Source organism: Sphingomonas sp. IBVSS2, from assembly GCF_002127225.1.
Classification (GTDB): Bacteria; Pseudomonadota; Alphaproteobacteria; order Sphingomonadales; family Sphingomonadaceae; genus Sphingomonas.
This window is the reverse complement of record NZ_NFUR01000001.1, coordinates 1,038,342-1,054,905: the sequence shown is the minus strand read 5'-3', so window position 1 is coordinate 1,054,905 and position 16,564 is coordinate 1,038,342. Positions and strand designations below refer to the sequence as shown.

Annotated in this window: 16 protein-coding genes and 1 tRNA gene; 9 read left to right on the top strand and 8 right to left on the bottom strand. The window is 68.6% G+C overall.

Features of this window, described 5'->3' with window-relative positions:
• Positions 1-4 precede the first annotated feature (4 nt).
• On the bottom strand, positions 5-1,117 hold the full coding sequence (locus CAP40_RS05140; protein WP_086128221.1) for an S-(hydroxymethyl)glutathione dehydrogenase/class III alcohol dehydrogenase: 1,113 nt from the start codon (positions 1,115-1,117) through the stop codon (positions 5-7).
• Positions 1,118-1,174: 57 nt separating this feature from the next.
• Complete coding sequence (locus CAP40_RS05135) at positions 1,175-1,822, bottom strand: hypothetical protein (RefSeq protein ID WP_086128220.1); 648 nt, start codon at positions 1,820-1,822, stop codon at positions 1,175-1,177.
• Positions 1,823-1,992: 170 nt separating this feature from the next.
• Here CAP40_RS05135 and CAP40_RS05130 point away from each other — a divergent pair, with 170 nt between their 5' ends.
• The 5 genes from CAP40_RS05130 to CAP40_RS20905 all read left to right on the top strand — a co-directional run bounded on the left by CAP40_RS05130 (position 1,993) and on the right by CAP40_RS20905 (position 6,133).
• Positions 1,993-2,415 (top strand): hypothetical protein, encoded by a 423-nt coding sequence (locus CAP40_RS05130; protein WP_086128219.1) that lies wholly within the window; start codon positions 1,993-1,995, stop codon positions 2,413-2,415.
• Between the two features lie 89 nt (positions 2,416-2,504).
• Entirely contained in the window at positions 2,505-3,623 is a 1,119-nt protein-coding gene (locus tag CAP40_RS05125) for an 8-amino-7-oxononanoate synthase (protein ID WP_086128476.1), read from the top strand.
• Positions 3,620-4,231, top strand: coding sequence for a dethiobiotin synthase (bioD, locus tag CAP40_RS05120; protein ID WP_086128218.1), 612 nt, complete (start codon positions 3,620-3,622; stop codon positions 4,229-4,231). The genes CAP40_RS05125 and bioD overlap by 4 nt, the downstream gene beginning before the upstream one ends.
• Entirely contained in the window at positions 4,228-5,505 is a 1,278-nt protein-coding gene (locus CAP40_RS05115; protein ID WP_086128217.1) for an adenosylmethionine--8-amino-7-oxononanoate transaminase, read from the top strand. The genes bioD and CAP40_RS05115 overlap by 4 nt, the downstream gene beginning before the upstream one ends.
• Positions 5,420-6,133 carry a winged helix-turn-helix domain-containing protein gene (locus tag CAP40_RS20905; RefSeq protein ID WP_086128216.1) on the top strand — a complete coding sequence of 238 codons (714 nt, stop codon included), beginning with the start codon at positions 5,420-5,422 and terminating at the stop codon, positions 6,131-6,133. The genes CAP40_RS05115 and CAP40_RS20905 overlap by 86 nt, the downstream gene beginning before the upstream one ends.
• A gap of 51 nt (positions 6,134-6,184) precedes the next feature.
• Here the strand turns inward: CAP40_RS20905 and CAP40_RS05105 are convergent.
• From CAP40_RS05105 to CAP40_RS05100, 3 genes are all read right to left on the bottom strand, one after another.
• Positions 6,185-6,259, bottom strand: a tRNA-Thr gene (locus CAP40_RS05105).
• Positions 6,260-6,503: 244 nt separating this feature from the next.
• Positions 6,504-6,653, bottom strand: a complete 150-nt coding sequence (locus CAP40_RS20365) for a hypothetical protein (RefSeq protein WP_167301277.1) — start codon at positions 6,651-6,653, stop codon at positions 6,504-6,506.
• Positions 6,620-8,416: an aminopeptidase P family protein gene (locus CAP40_RS05100; RefSeq protein ID WP_086128215.1), complete on the bottom strand. Its 1,797-nt coding sequence runs from the start codon at positions 8,414-8,416 to the stop codon at positions 6,620-6,622. The genes CAP40_RS20365 and CAP40_RS05100 overlap by 34 nt, the downstream gene beginning before the upstream one ends.
• 83 nt (positions 8,417-8,499) lie before the next feature.
• Here CAP40_RS05100 and CAP40_RS05095 point away from each other — a divergent pair, with 83 nt between their 5' ends.
• Positions 8,500-9,564, top strand: a complete 1,065-nt coding sequence (locus CAP40_RS05095; RefSeq protein WP_086128214.1) for an alanine racemase — start codon at positions 8,500-8,502, stop codon at positions 9,562-9,564.
• Positions 9,565-9,567: 3 nt separating this feature from the next.
• Here CAP40_RS05095 and CAP40_RS05090 read toward each other — a convergent pair whose 3' ends face one another.
• On the bottom strand, positions 9,568-9,885 hold the full coding sequence (locus tag CAP40_RS05090; protein ID WP_086128475.1) for a hypothetical protein: 318 nt from the start codon (positions 9,883-9,885) through the stop codon (positions 9,568-9,570).
• A gap of 124 nt (positions 9,886-10,009) precedes the next feature.
• Here CAP40_RS05090 and CAP40_RS05085 point away from each other — a divergent pair, with 124 nt between their 5' ends.
• The 3 genes from CAP40_RS05085 (at position 10,010) to CAP40_RS05075 (ending at position 13,495) form a co-directional block, all read left to right on the top strand.
• Positions 10,010-10,786, top strand: coding sequence for an energy transducer TonB (locus CAP40_RS05085; protein WP_086128474.1), 777 nt, complete (start codon positions 10,010-10,012; stop codon positions 10,784-10,786).
• Positions 10,787-10,988: 202 nt separating this feature from the next.
• Complete coding sequence (locus CAP40_RS05080) at positions 10,989-12,740, top strand: cellulase family glycosylhydrolase (RefSeq protein WP_086128213.1); 1,752 nt, start codon at positions 10,989-10,991, stop codon at positions 12,738-12,740.
• Between the two features lie 59 nt (positions 12,741-12,799).
• Positions 12,800-13,495, top strand: a complete 696-nt coding sequence (locus CAP40_RS05075; protein ID WP_086128212.1) for an HAD family hydrolase — start codon at positions 12,800-12,802, stop codon at positions 13,493-13,495.
• Between the two features lie 1,010 nt (positions 13,496-14,505).
• On the opposite strand, the gene CAP40_RS20360 is transcribed toward CAP40_RS05075, so the two are convergent.
• A complete protein-coding gene (locus tag CAP40_RS20360) occupies positions 14,506-15,048 on the bottom strand; it encodes a hypothetical protein (RefSeq protein ID WP_086128211.1) in 543 nt (180 codons plus the stop codon).
• Positions 15,049-15,135: 87 nt separating this feature from the next.
• Positions 15,136-16,542: a pentapeptide repeat-containing protein gene (locus CAP40_RS05065; protein WP_086128210.1), complete on the bottom strand. Its 1,407-nt coding sequence runs from the start codon at positions 16,540-16,542 to the stop codon at positions 15,136-15,138.
• Between the last annotated feature and the right edge of the window lie 22 nt (positions 16,543-16,564).

Here is a 16,564-nt window from a genome sequence, read left to right as displayed (position 1 = left end):
CTCCTCAATAGACGACGACGCTGCGGATGCTCTCGCCCGCATGCATCAGGTCGAAGCCCTTGTTGATCTCCTCCAGCGTGAGGACATGGGTGATCATCGGGTCGATCGCGATCTTGCCGTTCATGTACCAGTCGACGATCTTCGGGACGTCGGTCCGGCCCTTGGCGCCGCCGAACGCAGTGCCCTTCCAGACACGGCCGGTGACCAGCTGGAAGGGGCGCGTCGCGATCTCCCTTCCCGCCTCGGCCACGCCGATGATGATCGATTCGCCCCAGCCGCGATGGCAGCATTCGAGCGCGGTGCGCATCACTTCGGTATTGCCGGTGGCATCGAAGCTATAGTCGGCGCCGCCATCGGTGAGCGCAAGCACTTCGGCGATCACCGCCTCGCGCGACTTGCCCTTGCCGTCGATGAAATGAGTCATGCCGAACTTGCGGCCCCACGCCTCGCGGTCCGGATTGATGTCGACGCCGACGATCACGTCCGCGCCCACCATCCGAGCGCCCTGGATCACGTTGAGGCCGATCCCGCCCAGGCCGAACACCACCACTTTCTCGCCGACCTGGACCTTGGCGGTGTTGACCACCGCGCCGACGCCGGTGGTGACGCCGCAGCCGATATAGCAGCTGGTCTGGAACGGCGCGTCCTCGCGGATCTTCGCCACCGCGATCTCGGGCAGCACCGTGAAGTTCGAGAAGGTCGAGCAGCCCATGTAATGGTAGATCGGCTGGCCGCGATAGCTGAAGCGCGTGGTGCCGTCGGGCATCAGGCCCTTGCCCTGGGTGGCGCGGATCGCGGTGCACAAATTGGTCTTGCCCGACAGGCACGACTTACACTGGCGGCATTCGGGCGTGTAGAGCGGGATCACATGGTCGCCCGGCTTCACGCTGGCGACGCCCGCCCCGACTTCGCGGACGATGCCCGCCCCCTCATGGCCCAGCACGCTCGGGAAGATGCCCTCGGAATCGAATCCGTCGAGCGTATAGGCGTCGGTATGGCAGATGCCGGTCGCCATGATCTCGACCAGCACTTCGCCGGCCTTGGGCCCTTCGAGGTCGAGCTCGACGATCTCGAGCGGTTTCTTCGCTTCGAAGGCGACGGCGGCGCGGGTCTTCATCGGTCTTGCTCCTTGCTCGGCGGCGTGATCGGGGAAACGCCGCCTTGTTGCAAGGCGTCAGCGCATGGCGCGGTCTTCCGGACGACGGAGGGTGAGGAAGATTCCGCCCCACCAGAGAATGCCGGCAAAGGCGGCGAATTCCAGGAAGGGCCGCACGAAGCCCGAAAGGAAGACGAGGCAGGCGAAGAGCAGGCCGGCAAGCTGCACCCAGCCCGGCAGGCTCCCCGCCATCCGCGCCTCGCGCACCGTCAGCGTCGCCCAGAGGGCCACGCCGGCATGGCCGAGCAGGGTGAGCGCGGCGACGAGATCGGCGCGCGGCGAGATGCGCCCCTGGCCGATCAGCGCGGTCGCCTCGATCCTGAAATGCGCGGCGATGGCGAGGCAGAGGATGCCGGCGCCGCCGGCGAGCAGCGCCACGTCCCGTCCCGGCGTGCGCGGGCCGATCGGCGCGGCGAGGGTGAGCATCGCGAGCAGCAGCCCGCTGGCGAGCACGGAGCGGACGATCTCGCCGGCGAGCAGCAATCCCCAATAGGGCTGGGCCATGTCGAGCTTGTTCCGGGCGATCGCCGAGAACGGGTCCGCCGCTCCCGCCAGGTCGTGCGACACGTCGCCCAGCACGATCGCCGCGACGGCCAGCAGCAGGCAGAACAGCGCCGCCACCGTGCCGAAGGGCCTTCCGCTATTGCCGGCAAAGGGGCGCTGCATGGCATTTCTCCCGTGTGTATTATAATGATAATACACTTACCCGCCTGCCCGAGCAAGCCCTGCCGATGGGGCCTCCGGGCTGCCGCCGAAACGGCCCCAATCCGCGGCGACGCCGGCGCGCGGGCCATGATATGTCCGAGTGGCATAAGCTAAACGGAGGGAGAGCGACCATGGAGGCGACTGCGAACACCGCCACGGGCAATGTCTATGTGTTCAACATGACCAGCCAGGACCTGAACCTGAGCACCAACGGCCTGGGCACGGCCGGCGGAACGATCGCGGGCTGGAACCAGTCGGGCGCGAGCAAGTATCAGCCGCGCAGCCAGGCCGTGCCGCGCCGGCTCAACGCCAGCGATGGCCCGGGCTGCTTCTTCAACGGCACCAACAACGTCGCGCTCGTGTGGCTCGACGGCCTGTTCGTCGCAACCGTCCGGATCGACGGCAACATGCTGCCGCTCAACCAGGACCTGCTCCTGCTGGTCACGCGGAATAAATGGCACCTCGTCAATCAATATGCCGTCGAGGTGGCCGAAGGGGACGTCATGCCCATGACCGGGCTGCGGGAGGCCCTGGCGGCGGCCGAGGCGGAGTAGCGCCGGGGCGGATCGACGTTCGGGCAATCCTCCCCGCACGACGCCTCTCCGCTTGGCCGATCGCGTCCGCTGCGCCTATGGGCGCGGGGATGGTCTATTTCGATGTGCAGCGCCGCGATCTTGCCGAACTTGCCGAGCGTTCGCGCGCGCGGCGGCTGGCGGTGCCGGCGGGGCGGGACTTCGCCTCCAACGACTATCTGGCGCTGGCCGGCGATCCCGCGTTGGCAGCGGCGGTGCGCGGCGCGATCGATGCGGGCGTGCCGATCGGATCGGGCGGCTCGCGGCTGCTGCGCGGAAACCATGCCGAGCACGAGCAGCTGGAAGCGGAAGCGGCACGCTTCTTCGGAGCGGAGCAGACGCTCTATTTCTCGACCGGCTATGCGGCGAACGCGGCCCTGCTCGCCACCCTGCCCCAGCGCGGCGACCTGATCGTCCATGACGCGCTGATCCACGCCAGCGCGCATGAAGGCATGCGGCTGAGCCGGGCCGAAGCGCGCGGCGCCGCGCACAACGACGCGGACGGCTTTGCCGATGCGATCGCCGCCTGGCGGGCCGGAGGCGGCACCGGGCGCGTGTGGATCGTGGTGGAGAGCCTCTATTCGATGGATGGCGACCAGGCGCCGCTCGCCGCGCTCGCCGAAGTCGCGGACCGCCACGAAGCGATCCTGGTCGTCGACGAGGCACACGCCACCGGCGTGTTCGGGCCCGACGGCCGCGGACTGGCGGCGGGGCTGGCCGGGCGGCCGAACCTGATCACGCTGCATACCTGCGGCAAGGCGCTGGGCTGCGAAGGCGCGCTGCTGTGCGGGCCACGGGTGGTGCGCGACTTCCTGGTCAATCGCGGCCGCGCCTTCATCTTCTCGACCGCGCCGTCGCCGCTGATGGCGGCGGCGGTGCGGGCCGCGCTCGGGCTGATCGCCGAGCCGCCGCGGCGCGGGCGGCTGCAGGCGCTGATCGCGCGCGCCGAGCAATTGCTGGCCCCGGCCGGAGTGCGGCCGACCGGTTCGCAGATCCTGCCGCTGGTGATCGGCGACGATGCGCGGACCATGGAAATGGCGGCGGCGCTGCAGGCACAGGGCTTCGACGTGCGCGGCATCCGCCCGCCGACCGTGCCGGCGGGCACGTCGCGGCTGCGCATCTCGCTGACTCTCAATGCCGGCGAGGAAGATGTCGCCGCGCTCGCCGATGCGCTGCGGGGCCTGGCATGAGGATCGTCGTCACCGGCACCGATACCGATATCGGCAAGACCGTGTTCGCCGCCGGCCTGGCCGGAGCCCTGGGCGCGACCTATTGGAAGCCGGTGCAGAGCGGGCTCGCGGGCGCCAGCGATGCCGAACGGGTCGCGGCCCTGTCCGGCGCGGCGGTGCTGCCCGAGGCCTATCGGCTGAACACCCCCTGCTCGCCGCACCTGGCCGCCGAGATCGACGGCGTGACGATCGATCCGGCGCGGCTCGATCCGCCCGCGATCGACCCGCTGGTGATCGAAGGCGCCGGCGGCGTGCTGGTGCCGGTGACGCGCGAACTGCTCTACGCCGATCTGTTCGCGCGCTGGCGATTGCCGGTGGTCCTCGTCGCCCGCACTGCGCTGGGCACGATCAACCACAGCCTGCTCTCGATCGAGGCGCTCCGCGCCCGCGGCGTGCCGATCCTCGGCGTCGCCTTTGTCGGCGCGGCGAACGAGGACAGCGAGGCGACCATCGCCGCGATCGGCGGGGTCCGCCGGCTCGGTCGGCTGCCGATCCTCGACACGCTCGACCGCCCCGCCCTCGCCGCCGCCTTCGCCCAAGCCTTCACCTGCACGGACTTCACCGCATGACTTCCCCCGTCTGGCATCCCTTCACCCAGCACGGGCTCGGCGAGCCGATCCCCGAAGTGGTGCGCACCGAAGGCGCGGCGCTGCACACGCGGGACGGGCGGCGCTTCGTCGATGCGATCTCCTCCTGGTGGGTGACGACGCATGGCCATTGCCATCCGCGGATCATGGCCGCGATCGCCGAGCAGGCGCGCCGCATGGACCAGATCATCTTCGCCGGCTGGACTCATGAGCCGGCCGAAGCGCTCGCCCGCGAACTGGTGCGGATCCTGCCCGATCCGCTCCGGCACGTCTTCTTCTCCGACAGCGGCTCGACCAGCGTCGAAGTGGCGCTGAAGATGGCGCTCGGCTTCTGGGACAATCGCGGCGAGCCCCGCCACCGCATCGTCGTGATGGAGCATGGCTATCATGGCGACACGATCGGCGGCATGTCGGTCGGCGCGCGCGGCGTGTTCAACCGGCCCTATCAGCCCCTGCTCTTCGACGTCGCGACCATCCCCTTCCCCGAGCCCGGCCAGAGCCAGGCGACGCTCGACGCGCTGGAGGCGCAGTGCCGCGACAAGCCCGCCGCGCTGCTGGTCGAGCCGCTGGTGCTCGGCGCGGGCGGCATGAAATTCTACCCCGCCAGCCTGCTCGCCGAGATGCGCAGGATCTGCGCGGCGCACGGCGTGCTGTTCATCGCCGATGAAGTGATGACGGGATGGGGCCGCACCGGAACCCTGCTCGCCTGCGAGCAGGCGGGCGTGGTGCCCGACATTCTCTGCCTGTCCAAGGGGCTGACCGGCGGGGCGATCCCGCTGGCGGTGACGATGGCGACCGCACCGATCTTCGAGGCGCATCTGTCGACCGATCGCGCCCGCATGTTCTTCCACTCGTCGAGCTACACCGCCAATCCGATCGCCTGCGCGGCGGCCAACGCCAATCTGGCGATCTGGCGCGACGAGCCGGTGCGCGAACGCATCGCCGATCTGGGCGACCGCCAGCAGGACCATCTCGACACGCTCGCCCGGCATCCGCTGGTCCGCAACCCGCGCCGGCTGGGCACGATCGTCGCCGCCGAGATCGGCGCGGGCGAATCGGCCTATCTGAATGCCGTGGGCCCACGGCTGCGCGATTTCGCGCTGACGCGCGGCGTGCTGATCCGGCCGCTCGGCAACACGGTGTACGTGATGCCGCCCTATTGCATCGACGATGCCGATCTCGACGCGGTCTATGCCGCGGTGGCGGATTTCGTGGAGCGGGAACCCCGCATGGAGGATTTGTTCGCGATTCGTTGAGACGCGCCGCCGCTCTGAACAATTGACAGCGCCCTTTTCGCCAAGCTGCGTGACGGAACGATTCAAGGGTCACAAGATAACTCATCTCGGGTATTTGACAGAAACCTTGTTACAAGGTTATCAGCTGATCGAAACTCAACGGAGGGAATCCATGATGCCGGTCATCAGAGTTACGGATGCGACTTGGGAACGCATGAAGCGGCACGCACGTCCACTCGAAGACACGCCTGACGATATCGTAAGGCGTGCATTGGACGCGTTAGAAGGCGTTACCGAGAGACCTACCAGGGGTCGTTCTACCACCGGCCGCCCGAAGACTACAGACGCTGGGCGAAAGCTGCCGCAGAAGGAGTTTCGCAATCCACTGCTGCTGACTCTAGAAAAATTGGGCGGCGCCGGTTCTCTAGAGGAGATTCGAGACGCAATGCATCCGCTGGTTGAAGCGCGACTTAGTCCTGCAGACTACAAGTTAGTCGAAACCGGCGAGGCTCGGTGGTGGAACGCAACGTGTTGGGAGCGCAGTGATCTGAAGAAAGAAGGATATTTGCGTTCGGACTCACCCCGCGGCCGCTGGGAGCTTAGCGACGAAGGCCGAAGGAAGGCGCAGGCACTAAGAGATCGGGCCTGAAATTGGGTCCGCGCCCGAAGGCGAAACGCGACTATGTTGTCTTCGGGCGAGTGGTGCTGCCGGTGAGGATTGAACTCACGACCTCAGCCTTACCAAGGATGCGCTCTACCACTGAGCTACGGCAGCACTCGCTCGAACGGTCCGGCAGTGCCGGGTCCCAAGCGGGAGGCGCCTATGTGCTTGGGCGGGACCGATTGTCAACCCGCCCATGGTCGGTTTATCGCAGGAAGATGAGCGAAGCGGAGAAGAAGGCCCGCCTGGCCGAGGCGCTGCGGGCCAATCTGAGGAAACGCAAGACGCAGGCGCGCACCCAGGCCGCGGCCGGCGACGCGCCCGATTCCCCGAGCCCCGATTCTCAGAGCCCCGATTCTCAGAGCGAAGCCACCCAGAGCGATACGCGATCGGCAGCATCATAGGCGTTGCGCGCGATCGCGTGCGGCCCGAGCAGATATACCGCCATCGTGACCGCACCCGCCAGGAACCACATCACCCGATAGGTGCGCACTTCGCTTCTAACCATGCCAACGCGTCCCCGCCCAGCTGCGGACCGAGGATCCGCAGGACTTCAGCATGATAGGCATTGAGCCAGGCAAGTTCCTGCACGGTTAGCAAAGATGGTTTAATCAGCGTTCGCTCAATCGGCGCGAAGGTCAGCGTCTCGAAGCCGAGCATTTGTTGTTCCGCACCCGAAATCAACTGCTTGACCACCAGCACCAGGTTCTCGATCCGGATGCCGAATTCCTGCGCCTTATAGTAACCGGGCTCGTTCGACAGGAACATGCCCTCGCGCAGCGGCTCCAGGCTCTGGCCGCCCGGATAATAGGGCTGGGCGATACGCTGCGGGCCCTCGTGCACCGACAGGTACGAACCGACGCCATGCCCGGTGCCATGGCCGTAGTCGAGGCCGACTTCCCACAAGGGGCGCCGCGCGAAGCTGTCGAGCTGGGCGCCGGTGGTGCCGTCGGGGAAGATCGCGGTGGCGATGGCGATATGGCCCTTCAGGACGCGGGTGAAGCGGTCCTTCATCTCGTCGCTCGCCTCGCCCACCGGCATCACGCGCGTCACATCGGTGGTGCCGTCCGCATATTGGCCGCCCGAATCGACGAGATAGAGCTGGCCGGGCTCGATCGGCAGGCTCGATTCGTCCGTCACCTTGTAGTGCGGGATAGCGCCGTTCGGGCCGGTGGCGGAGATGGTGTCGAAGCTGAGGTCCTTGAGCACGCCGGTCGCCTCGCGGAATTCGCGCAGCTTGTCGGCGGCGGACATTTCGGTGAGCCCGCCCCCGGGCGCGGTTTCCTCGAACCATTTCAGGAAGCGCGAGAGCGCGGCGCCGTCGCGGGCCTGGGCGGCCTTCTGCCCGGCGATCTCGGCCGGGTTCTTGATCGCCTTGGCCAGGATCACCGGATCGCGCAGCGCCAGCACCTTAGCACCGCCGGCGTCGAGCGCATCGAACACCGCGGCAACGGCGCTGCCCGGATCGGCGGCGACGCGCTTGCCGGCAAAGCCCTTGAGCGCGGGAGCAAAGGCGGCGCGATCATGGATGCGGATCGCATTGCCGAGATGCTGGCGCACCGCGTCGTTCATCTTCTCCGGCGCCACGAACAGGTCGGCGGTGCCGTCGGCATTGACGATCGCATAGGCGAGCGCGACCGGCGTGTGGCTCACGTCGGTGCCGCGGATGTTGAACGCCCAGGCGATCGAATCGAGCGCGGAAAGCACGACCGCATCGGCCTTGCGCTCGGCCAGCCAGTCCGCGATCTCGGCGCGCTTGGCGGGCGAGGACTTGCCGGCGGCCACATCGGACTGGATCGCCAGCGTCGCGTCGCTGGGCGCCGGCTTGTCCGGCCACACCGCGTCGATCGGGTTGGTATCGACCGCGACCAGTTCCGCGCCCTTCTCGGCGAGCGCCTTGCGCGCTTCCTCCACCCAGGCGCGGGTGTGCAGCCAGGGATCATAGCCGATACGGCCGCCGTCCGGCGCATGCGCCCCGAGCCAGCCCGAAACGCTGGTGGCGGGCACGCCGACATATTCCCAATCCTCGGCCGAGACCTGCTGGCGGACCTGCAGCGTATAGCGCCCGTCGGTGAAGATCGCCGCCTCCTGGGGCAGCACGACCGCGGTGCCGGCCGAGCCCTGGAAGCCGGTGAGCCAGCCGAGGCGCTGGGCATAGGCGCCGACATATTCGGACATGTGCTCGTCGGTGAGCGGCACCACGAAACCGTCGAGACGGTCGCGCTTCAACTGCTCGCGCAGGGCCTTGAGGCGGTCGGCATAGCTGGACATCGTTTCTACTCTTAGCTGGACTCTATGGGGCTGCTTTGCGCCGTTATTCGGCAAAAGTCACACCTTGCGCTATCGCCTGGCCGATGACTGCCTTCCCCCTGCCCCGCGTCGACCTGGCCACGCCCGCGCTGCTGCTCGACGTGGCAGCGATGGACCGCAACATCGCCGCGATGGCGGCATTCGCGAAGGCCCGCGGCCTGGCGCTCCGGCCGCATGCCAAGACGCACAAGAGCGGCGAGATCGCCCGGCGGCAGGTCGCGGCGGGCGCAGTGGGCATATGCTGCGCCAAGCTGGGCGAGGCGGAAGCGCTCGCCGCGGACGGCGTGGGCGACATCCACCTCACCTCGCCGGTGGTGACCCGGGGCGGAATCGCGCGGCTGGCGGCGCTGGCGGCGAGGATCCGGCTCTCGGTGGTGGCGGACCATCCGGAGGTGGCGCGCGCGCTGGCGGGCTGCGGCGCGACGCTCTTCGTCGACGTCGACCCCGGCAAGCACCGCACCGGCGTGACGTCGCCCGAAGCGGCGGTGGCGCTGGCGGAGGCGATCGCCGCGGCCGGGCTGACGCTGGGCGGGGTGCAATATTATTGCGGCTCGGAACAGCATATCGCTGCCTATGCCGATCGGCACGCGGCGATCGTGGCGAAGACCGGCTATCTGCGCACCGTGCTGGCCGCCCTGGCGGCGGCGGGGTTCGCGATCCCGGTGGTGACCGGCGCCGGCACCGGCACCTTCGCGATCGACGCGGAGCTGGGCGTGCTCACCGAGCTGCAGGTGGGGAGCTATATCTTCCTCGACCGCGAATATCGCGACTGCGAGCTGGCAGGGCCGCGCTTCGAGCAGGCGCTCTGGGTGGATGCCACCGTGGTCAGCGCGAACACGCCCGGCATGGTGACGATCGATGCGGGATTGAAGTCTTTCGCCACCGATGCCGGGGTGCCCGTGCCCGCGTCAGGCACCGCGCGCTACGCCTTCATGGGCGACGAGCAGGGTGCGCTGACCGGCGAGGATCTGCCGGGCCTGGCGGAACGCGTCACGCTGGTGCCGCCGCACTGCGACCCGACGGTGAATCTGTACGACGCCTACCACCTGGTGGAAGGCGGCACGGTGACCGGCGCCTGGCCGGTGACCGCGCGCGGCCGTTCGACCTAGGATCTATCGACGGACATAGTGGCAGCGCTTCTTGGCGGTGATGCTGCGATCGATCGCCCGGCCGCCGAGCGCGCCGCCCACGCCGCCCACCGCGGCACCCAGCAGGCCATGGCCGATGATCGCCGGGCCGGCGAGCACGCCCACCGCGGCGCCGCCGACCAGGCCGGCCGTGCCGGTCGAGCGGCGGCACTTCTTGTAATAGGTGCGCGACTTGGAAGACTTGCCCTTGTAGTGCGACTGGGCCTGGGCGGGCGCCGTCGGAATGACCGCGACGGGCATGGCCAGTGCGAGAGCGGCAGCGGCCGCGATGAGCTTGCGCATGATTTCCATCCCTTCCTCGAATCCAATGTGCAGACAACTTGCCGGATGGCCGGCGGTTGCATGAACCGAAAACAACATGGCGTTCATCGGGATCGTTCCCGGTGTCCGGCGCATTGTCCGCGGCATGACAGGCGCCGGCATCCCGGCCCCGCGCAAGCGGATCGGCCCAACCCCGCGGGAACGTATCGCCGGCGCATTGGGCGCGCTGGCCCTGGTGGCGCTGCTCGTCTGGATGCTGATGCGCGGGCTGGGAGTGAACCTGCATCTCGCCCCGGTGCCGGCAATGCGGCTGGTGGGTTTCGTGCTGCCCCCGCCGCCGCCGCCGGAACCGCGGATCGCGCCGAAGCCGAAGCCCCGCGCGCCCAGGGCATCGGGCAAGGCCGCGCCGCCCAACCTGGTCTCCCGCGCCACCGAAGTGGCGGCGCCGGTGAAGACGCCCCTGCCCCAGCCGCTTCCGGCGGCGACGATCCCCGCGCAGGGAAGCGACGCGCATTCGGGCAGCGCACCCGTTGCCGGGCCGGGAACCGGCGCCGGCGGATCCGGCACCGGCACCGGATCGGGCGGCAACGGCGACGGATCGGGCGGCGGGGGCGGCACGGTGCTGCAGCTGCTCGAGGGCAGGATCACCGGGCGCGATTATCCGAAGGCCGCGGCGGAGGCCGGCGCGAGCGGCACGGTGGGATTGCGCTTCACGGTGGGCGTGAACGGGCGGGTGACCGATTGCCAGGTGACGCGATCGAGCGGCAATGCCGATCTCGACGAGACGACCTGCCGCCTGATCAGGAAGCGCTTCCGCTATGCGCCGAGCCGCGATGCGAACGGCAGGCCCTATGCGGACGTGGTGACGGGAGAGCAGGTGTGGGAGCTCTACGACCGGCCGGATCGCGCATCCTCACCCTGAACGCGCCCGTCCGCATCCGGGCGGCCCCGGACGGGATCTCAGGCCGTAGCGCAGGGCAGGAGACCCGGCTTTCGCCAAGGTAAAGAAGCCGGGGGGACCGAAAGCCCGAACCCAGATGAGATCCCCGGATCGCGAATCCCGCTCGATCCCGGCCGAACCCCACGCTACGCTCCTCCAAAATCGAACAGAGAGGACCGCCCGGATGAAGAAGCTCGCGCTCGCGCTGCTTGCCCCCCTCGCGATGATGACAACGTTGCCATCGCAAGCGCAGGGCTTCCTGCGCGCCGACGGCCCCCGCATCGTCGACGAGCGCGGCCGCGAAGTGCTGCTGCGAGGCATGGGGCTGGGCGGCTGGATGCTGCAGGAGGGCTATATGTTCCAGCTCGGCCAGCTGGGCTCCGGCCAGCAGCATCGCATCCGGGCCGCGATCGCCGACCTGATCGGCGAGGAGAAGACGGCGGAATTCTATCGGGCCTGGCTGGACAACCATACCCGCAAGGCGGACATCGACATGATGGCGCGCTGGGGCATGAACTCGGTGCGCCTGCCGATGCACTATGATCTGCTCACCCTGCCGGCGGAGAAGGAGCCGGTTCCGGGCAAGGACACCTGGCTGGAGGACGGTTTCCGGCGCATCGACGGCTTGCTCGCCTGGACCAAGGCGAACGGCATGTACCTGATCCTCGACCTGCACGCCGCACCCGGCGGCCAGGGCAACGACCTGCCGATCGCCGACCGCGATCCCGCCAGGCCCGCGCTGTGGCAGAGCGCGGAGAACCGCCGCAAGACGATCGCGCTGTGGCGCAAGCTGGCGCAGCGCTATGCGAACGAGCCCGGGATCGGCGCCTATGATCTGCTCAACGAGCCCAATTGGGACTTTTCCGGCCCCGGCGGCGACCATGGCTGCAAGGAGGCGGGCAACGGACCGCTCAAGCAGCTCTACGCCGATATCGCCGCCGCGATCCGCGAAGTCGACAAGCGCCACATGCTCGTCATCGAGGGCAATTGCTGGGGCAACAACTATGCCGGCCTGCTGCCCTTCGCCGATGGGAACACCGCGCTCAGCTTCCACAAATATTGGAACCTGAACGACGAAGCGTCGATCGCGCCGTTCCTCAAGCTGCGCGATACCTACGCCATGCCGCTCTGGCTGGGGGAATCGGGCGAGAACTCCAATGTCTGGTTTCGCGACGCGATCTCGCTCGTCGAGCGAAACGGCATCGGCTGGGCCTTCTGGCCGCTCAAGAAGATCGGCTTCAACAATCCGCTGGAGATCGCGCCCAATCCCGGCTGGGCCAGGCTGGTCGCCTATTGGACGGGCAAGGGTCCGCGCCCGAGCGCCGAGGAGGCCCATGCCACGCTGATGCAGCTCGCCCGCCACGACATCCGGCACGAGAACAACCTGTTCCACCAGGACGTGGTCGACGCGATGCTGCGCCAACCGCACGACCCCAGCCCGCGCCCCTCGGCGCCGCTGCAGGTCACCAGGGAGGGCGGCGCGATCGACGCCGTCGACTATGACATCGGCCCAGCCGGCGTGGCATATAGCGATACCGACGACGCCAATTACCATGTCTCCACCGGCAAGGCGCGAACGCCGTGGAACAAGGGCCGCACCTGGCGCAACGACGGCGTCGACATCGCCCGCGCGGAAGGCGAGTATCTGTACGTCAGCGATTTCGTGCCCGGCGAATGGATGCGCTATTCGCTCTCGGCCGAGGGCGGCGGCGCCTATGCGGTCGAAGTGGAGATACAGTCGCCCAGGGGCGGCGCGCTGGCGCTGGCGCTGAACGGCGGCACGCCGATGGCGCTCGACGTGCCGGCCGCGCCCGGCTGGCGGACGCTCCGCCTGCCCGGCCGGCTCATGCTGCTCGACGGCAACAACATGCTGGTGCTCGGCTCGAAAGGCTTTGACGGCGCGGTGCGCAGAATGACGTTCACGCCGGCGCGATGAAGGTGCTTGCGCATATCTTATGCGTGGCCGTCCGGGCCGGGCGGCGCTAGGGGCAGGCCATGCCGCTCGATCTACTCTGCCTCGATGCCGACGACACGCTCTGGCACAATATGCGCCATTTCGACGAAGCGGAACGTGCCTTCGTCGCGATGATGGCGCCCTTCGCGGCCGAAGGCGTGGCGCGCGAGCGGCTCGAGGCGGTGGAGAGCGCCAATCTGCGGCTCTACGGCTATGGCGCCAAGAGCTTCACGCTCTCGATGATCGAGACCGCGACCGAGCTGTGCGGCGATGCGCTGTCTCGCGAGACCATCGCTGCGATGCTCGCCGCGGGGCGCACCCTGCTCTCGCATCCCGTCGAGCTGCTCGACGGCGTCGGCGAGACGCTCGCCGCGCTGGCCCGGCGCGTGCGGCTCGTGCTGGTGACCAAAGGCGACCTGCTCCACCAAGAAGCCAAGCTCGCCGCCTCCGGGCTGGGTGAGCTGTTCCACGGCGTCGAGATCGTCAGCGACAAGACGCCGGATACCTTTGTCCGCCTGTTCGCCCGCTACGGCGCCGCGCCCGAGCGCGCCGGGATGGCCGGGGACTCGATCCGATCCGACATCGCACCGGTGCTCGCCGCCGGCGGCTGGGCCGCGTTCCTGCCGCCCGAATTATCCTGGGCGCACGAGCGCGCGCCGGTGCCGAGCGACCATCCGCGCTTCGCCCAACTGGATCGCTTCGCCGCCCTGCCCGGCTGGCTCGACCGCATCGGCTAGGGCGGATCGCCATTCAGCTCCGTCCCCTCCATTCCCGGTGGCGAGGGAAGGAAGTTGCATGTCGAAACCTCTCCTTTCCGTCATGCTGAACTTGTTTCAGCATCCAATTCTCCACCAGCGACATCGCCAGTGGCACGTTGGACCCTGAAACAAGTTCAGGGTGACGAAGGAGGTTGGTTCGAAGCCAAGCCACACCCTTAGCCTGAATGTCGATTGGCCCTAGGGGCAGGCCCCGCACAGCCCTTGAAACTGGGTCCGTCATCCCCCGCCGAAACGGGATCCAGGGCCAGGAGCAAGAGTCGTGCGGCTCGGCCGGCATGCGCAGGATTGCTTCGATCGGCCCATATATTCTGGAACCCCGCCCCCGTGAGGACGACGGGGAGGGGAATGGAGGTCCCCGGCCCTGGCGGGCGCTGGCCTCGCGCGCGCCCGAATGAAAGGCCCCGCTCTCGCAGGGGCCGCACCACGGATATCCCCAAAATGAAAGAGGCCGCCGGGGCGTCTCCCGACGACCCGGCGACCTCCGACATGGTCAGCGGCCGGAAGCTCCAGCCCGGGAGACCATGCGGACCGCTTTGCTTCGGACTGGCGCCGTTGATTGGAGGAGGATACCTCCCGCGCGCCTTACGATCGGAGGGCTTCCGATCGCGTCCGTCTGCTCAGCGGTGCGTCTCCCGAACGAACTGAACCGACCCCATTGCTGAACCATGAGACATCGGATCACCTCCTTTCGCTAGTTGAAGAAGCACGCACCCTCAAAGGGCACGCCAACTATTTGAATCACTGCGAGTCGCAGAACAAGTCTTGTATAAAATCTTTTTCTGAGCGATTCTGGAATTCTGGGCCGCAAAGCGGGGAACCCGCCCCGGCGACTCACGCCCTCTCCCATATTCCCAAGGCATCGCGGCGGGCGCGCACGCCCACTCCCGTCCTGCCCGGGCGAGGCCCGATGCCGCTTGAAATACTGGGCTTCGCGCGCGTGCTTCTCCGCCGCGGCGCGGGCGACCGATCTATCCGCGGCAATCCTCGGTGACGCGCAGCACCTCGGCATAGGCGGGCACCACCAGCGTGGGCAGGCCGTTGCCCTGGACCAGGAACCGCCCGCGGCTGAAGCCCATCGCGTCGAGCAACGGATCCGCCGGGGCGAGATCGGCGGCCAGCCGCGGTGCCGCGCCGGGGAGCGGCTGGACCGGGACCTGGCGGAACGTGCTGGTGGTGCGCACCGTGACGCTCGCCACCCCCGCGCCCTTGCGCGAAAACACCACGCGGCCGCGGCCGGCATCGCAGCGCAGGATCAACTCGGCCTCGCCACCGGCCATGCCGAAGAACGCAACCGAGCCGCGCCCGTCCTGGCGATAGACCCAGTCGCCCGGGGTGAGCGGCCAGTCGCGCCAGTCCGCCCCCTGGGGTACGGGCGACGGCGCCGGGGCCGGCGCGGGAGCAGGCGCCGGGACGGGTCGGGGCGGAGGCGCGGGCGGCGGCACCACGCGCGGCGTTTCCGAACAGCCCGCAATTGCGAGCGCGGAGGCGAAGACGAGCAGCTGACGGCGCATGCGCGGCCTTATGCGGGAAGTGCCCGGGCGGCTCAACCGCTACGGCGACGAAACGGCCTGTCGCTTCGTTCTGCCGCGGCAGCGCCCTCAGACCCGCTGCATGCCCTTGGCAATCCAGGGCTGACGCACCGCCTCGCGTTCGCTTTCCGGGAGAGAAGACCAGTCGAACGCGAATTCGGTGGCATCGTCGAACGTCGCGCCGGTGCAATTGCCCACCAGGCTCGCATCCTGATCCGCAAGCTTCGCCCCTTCCAGGCGCGCGCCCCGCAGGCTCGCGCCGGCAAGCTCGGCATCCCGGAAATCGGCGCCGCGCAGGTCCGCGTTCGAGAAGGACGCGCCGCGCAGATCCGCGTCAGACAGCGTCGCGAAGCGCAGCGACGCGCTGGTGAAGCGCGCGCCGGCCGCGCTGGCGCCCTGGAGCAGCGCCCGATCGAGATTGGCGCCCACGAAGGAGGCATATTCGAGATAGGCGTAGAAGAAGGCAGCCTGTTCGAGATGGGCGCCACGCAGATAGGCGCCCTCCATAAAGGTGCCGGACAACTCGGCGCGCTCGAGATGCACGTAGCGCAGCCGCGCCAGCCGGAAGCGGCAATCGACGAAGCTCGCCCCCGAAAGCACCGTCTTGCGCCCCAGCTGGATGCGATCGAAGGCGGATCCGGCGAGCGGCAGGCTGCCCCGGAGCACCGCCTCCCATTCCTCGCTCAATATGGTCTGCTCCGCGGCGGCGATGGCGCAGGGGCGAAGCTTGCGCCGCGCGCCGGCGATCTCGCGCTTCATCTCCACGATGGCGCGCGCCACGTCGCGCCCCTCGAGCCGCCGGAAGCGCTCGCGCCAGTCCTGCAGCCAGTTCCCCACGACGCTGCTGCCGGTCGCCTCGGCACTGGCGACCAGCCGCGCCCGCAGCAGCTCGAAGGCGGGGCGCTGGAAACTCTTGCCATATTCGCCGCGCAGGAACGCGCGCATCTGGTGCAACGCCGCGATCTGCAGTGTCTCGCGCGCGGCGGCGGGGAATTTCTCGTCGATGGCGCCGGCGGCGCGCATCTGGATCTCCTGGAACTCCTTGAGGTTCACGTCCTTGCGCTGGTTGTCGAGCGTCGCGTTGACGTTGAGGTCGCGGAACAGCCAGAGCAGGAAGGCGGAGGGCACGCCGATCAGCAGCAGCAGAATCTGTGCGGCCTCCCGCCATTCGAGACGCGGCGCCTCCGCATCGGTGAACAGGCGATGGAATGCGGCCGCGACGCCGCGCGCCTCTTGTGGGAACAGCAGCGAGAGGAGGGTGGCGATGCCGAGCGGCACCAGGATGCCGACCAGCGCCAGCGCGACCGGCTTGGGCCAGTGGCGCCGCAGCCCCATTCCCCGGGGCCGGCGCAGCCACAGGCGGAACCGCAACCAGGCGAGGCGCGCGCTGACCCGAAGCGCGAAGCGGACCTCGTGCCGCGGGCCGAACATGTCGTCCAGCCACCAGCGCGAGACGCGCTTCCTCCACCCGGCCATCCGCTCCCCCTTTCATGCGCGA

Coding starts and splice junctions, on each gene's coding strand:
- CAP40_RS05140 (WP_086128221.1), bottom strand. CDS start 1,117: ATGAAGACCCGCGCCGCCGTCGCCTTCGAAGCGAAGAAACCGCTCGAG.
- CAP40_RS05135 (WP_086128220.1), bottom strand. CDS start 1,822: ATGCAGCGCCCCTTTGCCGGCAATAGCGGAAGGCCCTTCGGCACGGTG.
- CAP40_RS05130 (WP_086128219.1), top strand. CDS start 1,993: ATGGAGGCGACTGCGAACACCGCCACGGGCAATGTCTATGTGTTCAAC.
- CAP40_RS05125 (WP_086128476.1), top strand. CDS start 2,505: ATGGTCTATTTCGATGTGCAGCGCCGCGATCTTGCCGAACTTGCCGAG.
- bioD (WP_086128218.1), top strand. CDS start 3,620: ATGAGGATCGTCGTCACCGGCACCGATACCGATATCGGCAAGACCGTG.
- CAP40_RS05115 (WP_086128217.1), top strand. CDS start 4,228: ATGACTTCCCCCGTCTGGCATCCCTTCACCCAGCACGGGCTCGGCGAG.
- CAP40_RS20905 (WP_086128216.1), top strand. CDS start 5,420: ATGCCGATCTCGACGCGGTCTATGCCGCGGTGGCGGATTTCGTGGAGC.
- CAP40_RS20365 (WP_167301277.1), bottom strand. CDS start 6,653: ATGGTTAGAAGCGAAGTGCGCACCTATCGGGTGATGTGGTTCCTGGCG.
- CAP40_RS05100 (WP_086128215.1), bottom strand. CDS start 8,416: ATGTCCAGCTATGCCGACCGCCTCAAGGCCCTGCGCGAGCAGTTGAAG.
- CAP40_RS05095 (WP_086128214.1), top strand. CDS start 8,500: ATGACTGCCTTCCCCCTGCCCCGCGTCGACCTGGCCACGCCCGCGCTG.
- CAP40_RS05090 (WP_086128475.1), bottom strand. CDS start 9,885: ATGCGCAAGCTCATCGCGGCCGCTGCCGCTCTCGCACTGGCCATGCCC.
- CAP40_RS05085 (WP_086128474.1), top strand. CDS start 10,010: ATGACAGGCGCCGGCATCCCGGCCCCGCGCAAGCGGATCGGCCCAACC.
- CAP40_RS05080 (WP_086128213.1), top strand. CDS start 10,989: ATGAAGAAGCTCGCGCTCGCGCTGCTTGCCCCCCTCGCGATGATGACA.
- CAP40_RS05075 (WP_086128212.1), top strand. CDS start 12,800: ATGCCGCTCGATCTACTCTGCCTCGATGCCGACGACACGCTCTGGCAC.
- CAP40_RS20360 (WP_086128211.1), bottom strand. CDS start 15,048: ATGCGCCGTCAGCTGCTCGTCTTCGCCTCCGCGCTCGCAATTGCGGGC.
- CAP40_RS05065 (WP_086128210.1), bottom strand. CDS start 16,542: ATGGCCGGGTGGAGGAAGCGCGTCTCGCGCTGGTGGCTGGACGACATG.